This window comes from uncultured Campylobacter sp. (assembly GCF_937949835.1).
Lineage (GTDB): Bacteria > Campylobacterota > Campylobacteria > Campylobacterales > Campylobacteraceae > Campylobacter_B.
The window spans coordinates 1-4,151 of record NZ_CALEDC010000467.1; the positions used below are offsets into that span (position 1 = coordinate 1).

The 4,151-nt window shown below is 47.9% G+C and carries 5 protein-coding genes; 4 read left to right on the forward strand and 1 reads right to left on the reverse strand.

The window, feature by feature from the left end:
* Positions 1-63: 63 nt before the first annotated feature.
* The gene (dnaJ, locus tag Q0256_RS10415) at positions 64-1,155 is read right to left on the reverse strand and encodes a molecular chaperone DnaJ (RefSeq protein WP_297962790.1); all 1,092 of its coding nucleotides are present in this window, start codon (positions 1,153-1,155) and stop codon (positions 64-66) included.
* 129 nt (positions 1,156-1,284) lie between these two features.
* Here dnaJ and Q0256_RS10420 point away from each other — a divergent pair, with 129 nt between their 5' ends.
* The 4 genes from Q0256_RS10420 (at position 1,285) to Q0256_RS10435 (ending at position 4,105) form a co-directional block, all read left to right on the forward strand.
* The gene (locus Q0256_RS10420) at positions 1,285-1,956 is read left to right on the forward strand and encodes a response regulator transcription factor (protein ID WP_005870149.1); all 672 of its coding nucleotides are present in this window, start codon (positions 1,285-1,287) and stop codon (positions 1,954-1,956) included.
* A complete protein-coding gene (locus Q0256_RS10425; protein ID WP_295153002.1) occupies positions 1,953-3,194 on the forward strand; it encodes an ArsS family sensor histidine kinase in 1,242 nt (413 codons plus the stop codon). Before Q0256_RS10420 ends, Q0256_RS10425 begins: the two co-directional genes overlap by 4 nt.
* Positions 3,191-3,760: a recombination mediator RecR gene (recR, locus tag Q0256_RS10430; protein ID WP_297962792.1), complete on the forward strand. Its 570-nt coding sequence runs from the start codon at positions 3,191-3,193 to the stop codon at positions 3,758-3,760. Before Q0256_RS10425 ends, recR begins: the two co-directional genes overlap by 4 nt.
* 132 nt (positions 3,761-3,892) lie before the next feature.
* A complete protein-coding gene (locus Q0256_RS10435) occupies positions 3,893-4,105 on the forward strand; it encodes a hypothetical protein (RefSeq protein ID WP_297962794.1) in 213 nt (70 codons plus the stop codon).
* Positions 4,106-4,151: the final 46 nt, after the last annotated feature.

The following is a 4,151-nucleotide window of genomic DNA, read 5'->3' on the forward strand; positions in this document are numbered from 1 at the left end:
AAAATTCCGCAGCCCGCCGAACTAGAGCTTAAATAATTGCCGCGCAAGGCAGATCAAGGCAGCTTACTTGAAAAAATTCTTGATTTTATCGAGTATCCCCTCGTCGTCTCCGCCCTTGCTGCCGAAGCTTTCTTGAAGCTCGCGCAAAAGCGCCTCTTGCTTCTCGTTCAATTTTTTAGGGGTTTGGACGTTTACCTGCACGATCAGATCGCCGTTTTTCTTGGTGCGGATATTCGGCGCGCCCTCGCCGTAGATCGTGAAGCGCTGCCTGTCCTTCGTGCCTACTTTTAGTTTCAGCTCCGCCTTGCCGCGCGGCGTCGGCACCTCGATACTCTCGCCCAAGATCGCCTGCGTGAAAAACACCGGCACCTCGATATACAGGTCGTCTCCATCGCGCAGGAAGTGGCTGTCCTCCTTCACGCGCACTATCACGTACAGATCCCCGATCTCGCCGGTTTTGGAGACGTTGCCTTTGCCGCTTAGGCGCACGCGCTGTCCGTCGTCGATGCCTGCGGGAATGTCAAATTTAAGGCTCACGTCCTCTTCGGTAAAGCCCTTGCCGCCGCAATCCTTGCACCTGTCTTTTACGATCTCGCCCGTGCCGCCGCATTCGGAGCAGCTTTGGATAAAGCTCATATATCCGCGCCTTACAGCGACGCGCCCGGTACCGCCGCAAGCGGAGCAGGTATGTCTTTTTTTATCCTTCGAGCCGGTGGCGTCGCAGGTGGAGCACGGCTTTTTGATTTTGTATTTTATCTCCTTGTGAACGCCCTCCAAAGCCTCTTTAAATTCCAGCGTTACGGCCAGTTCGGTATCTATACCGTATGGATCGCTAGGGCGTGAACGACCGCCTCCACCGAATGCCTGCTCAAAAAAATCGCCGAAAATCGAGCTGAAATCAAACCCGCCGCCGCTCGCGCCGCCATATGCGCCGCTGATGCCCTCTTTGCCGTAGCGATCATACATCCTGCGCTTTTGATCGTCGCTTAAAATTTGATACGCTTCGTTGATCTTTTTAAATTTCTCCTCCGACTCCTTGTCGCCTTGGTTGCGGTCGGGATGGAATTGCAAAGCGAGCTTTCGAAACGCCTTTTTTATCGTCTCGGCGTCGGCATCGCGCGCCACGCCTAAAATTTCATAATAATCTTCTTCCACGAAATTCTCCTTAAACTATACAAAAGGGGCAATTTTATCTAAATTTAATAAAACGCAAGTTAAGACTTAACTATTTTTATGTATAATGCAATATTTAAAATTTCAAATCAACGATGCAAAGGATAAAAAATGATAAATGTATTGATGATAGAAGACGACAGCGAGTTCGCACAGCTTCTAACCGAATATCTGGCTAAATTTAACATCCAAGTTACAAACTTCGAAGACCCGTATCTGGGCATTAGCGCTGGGATCAAAAACTACGATCTGCTGATTTTGGATCTTACGCTTCCTGGGATGGACGGACTTGAGGTTTGCAAAGAGATTCGCGAGAAATACGACATCCCGATCATCATCAGCTCGGCTAGAAGCGACGTGAGCGATCGCGTAGTGGGCCTTCAGATCGGAGCGGACGATTACCTACCGAAACCTTATGATCCAAAAGAGATGCACGCGCGCATCATGAGCCTCATCCGCCGCTATAAAAAAGCTAGCGAGAAGGAAGAAACCGCCACGGATAGCGTATTTCGTATCGACGACAAGCGCCATGAAATTTACTTCGGCGAGGAATCGCTCGTGCTAACGCCTGCGGAGTATGAAATTTTAGAATACCTAATCAAACAGCATAGCTTTTCGGTATCTCGCGAGCAGCTCGTGTACCATTGTAAGAGCCTAAAAGATAAGGATTCAAAGAGCTTAGACGTCATCATAGGACGCCTACGCACCAAAATCGGCGACAGCTCCAAAGCACCTAAGCATATCTTTTCGGTTCGCGGTATCGGCTACAAGCTCATCGGATGAAACACTCCTTAATCACTAAAATTTCGGTTTTTTTTGTAATCGCGATCATCTTAGTCTGCGTGCTTTTTATCACGTTCGCACGGATGCAGATGAATAGAGCTCTAGGTAGCATGCAGGCTAATCAAATAAACGCGGTCAATAATCTACTTGAGCTATACAAGCGTAATGCCCCTCCCAGCGATATTGAGCGCTACTTCTCCAGCTATGGCTTGGAGCTTGTAAAAGACAAAAATATCATCCAAAACATCATCACGAGCGGTAAAATTTTTTTCGTCCAAGACACTTCTATCGGCGAGTTTAGCTCGGTCGAGTATAATAATTCACTGTTTTTAAATATCAAAAACAACTCTTTCGTCGTGGTTTTCGAAAGCCTCGGCACGAAGAATTTAAACGATCCGCTCTGGGTCGGGTTTCTGCTTACGATGGCAGTTTTGATCTCGCTTTATTTATCGATCGTGCGAAGTTTTACGCCGCTAAAAAAACTAAGCAAAAATATCAAAAAATTCGCCCAGGGCAACTTGGACGTAAATTTAGCCGCCACGCATAGCGAGGACGAGATCGGGCAGGTCGCACAGGAATTTAACAACGCAATCGCTAAAATTCAAGAGCTCATTCGCTCGCGTCAGCTGTTTTTACGCACCATCATGCATGAGCTTAAAACCCCGATCGGCAAGGGCAGGCTCATCACCGAAATGCTCGATGACGAAACACAAAAAGAGCGGCTCGTCAATGTCTTTGAGCGGCTTGAAATTTTAATCAACGAGTTTGCTAAAATCGAGCAACTGCTCTCAAAAAGCTACTCGCTAAATTATCAGGATTATCATTTCAGCCTCATTTTAGAACAAGTAAAAGATATGTCGATGCTCGATAACTGGGACGAGCTCATCAGCACGGATATCGAGTGCGACGCGGTGATAAACGTGGATTTCGGGCTATTTGCACTAGCGATTAAAAATTTAATCGATAACGCCCTAAAATACTCCAGCGATAAAAAAGTCCGCATCATCTGCGACGAAAATAAAGTAAGCGTCGCCAACCGCGGCGCAGCGCTTGCAAAATCATTCGAGCACTATAAGCAGGCTTTCATTAGAAATAAAGACGAGAAAGCCACCGGCATGGGGCTTGGGCTCTACATCATCGATAAAATTTGCGAGCTACATAAATTCCGCTTCGAGTACAATTACAGCGACGGCACGCACTACTTCTCGATCGTCTTTTCGCCGAAGGGCGCCATATGAGCGGCACAGACAAATTCGAAGAGCTCGTCGCGAGCTTTGAAAAGCTTCCGGGCGTGGGCAAAAAATCCGCCCTGCGCTTTGCCTACTACGTAAGCGTGCAAAATTCCTTCCTAGGGCTAAATTTAGCGCACAATATCGAAGAGGCGGTGCGCGGACTGCACAGATGCCGCATCTGCGGTGCGGTATGCGAGGGCGAGATCTGCGAATACTGCGCCGACGAGGAGCGCGAGAGCGATAAAATTTGCATCGTCGAAAACCCAAAAGATATCTTTATTTTAGAGAGCAATAAAATTTACAACGGCCGCTACTTCGTGCTAGACGCCGCTGACGAAGATAAAATCGCGGCGCTACGCGAGATGGTGAGCCAAAACGGCGCGAGCGAGCTGATATTTGCGCTGACGCCAGGCATCAACTCCGACGGGATCATGCTCTACGTCGAGGACAAGCTCGCGGATCTAAGCTTGAAATTTACCAAGCTCGCTCAAGGCGTGCCTACGGGCGTAAGCTTAGACAACGTCGATATGCTCTCGCTAATAAAGGCGATCAACGGGCGCACCGATATTTAAAATTTCGACGAAATTTTAAATTTATGCGGGTAAATTTATCGGCTAAATTTAAAGCGCAAAGCGGCGAATAGATTTTACCGCGGAGCCTAAGCGGCAAAATTTTAAGCGTAAATTTAAATAGTTTGGCGTGCGATGAACGCGATGAAATTTACCGAAATTTACGCGGCTTCGGTGCACGATACGATGCGGCAGGCACGGCGGCGCCCCGCTCGCCGCGAGGCTTTAACGGCGAGTTTGAGCCATAAAATTTTAAGCGCTTCCGTTTCAAAGCGGAGTTTTGAGCGCGGAATTTCGGACGCTCAAATTTTAAAAGACGAAATTCTAAAGGTAAATTTAGATCGCTAAATTTTAAAAGCGGATTTGGAAGTAGCGATACGGGGTTGCGCGACGC

Excerpts from the sequence above, each read along its gene's own strand:
- Q0256_RS10420 (WP_005870149.1), top strand. The coding sequence starts at position 1,285 with ATGATAAATGTATTGATGATAGAAGACGACAGCGAGTTCGCACAGCTT.
- Q0256_RS10425 (WP_295153002.1), top strand. The coding sequence starts at position 1,953 with ATGAAACACTCCTTAATCACTAAAATTTCGGTTTTTTTTGTAATCGCG.
- recR (WP_297962792.1), top strand. The coding sequence starts at position 3,191 with ATGAGCGGCACAGACAAATTCGAAGAGCTCGTCGCGAGCTTTGAAAAG.
- Q0256_RS10435 (WP_297962794.1), top strand. The coding sequence starts at position 3,893 with ATGAACGCGATGAAATTTACCGAAATTTACGCGGCTTCGGTGCACGAT.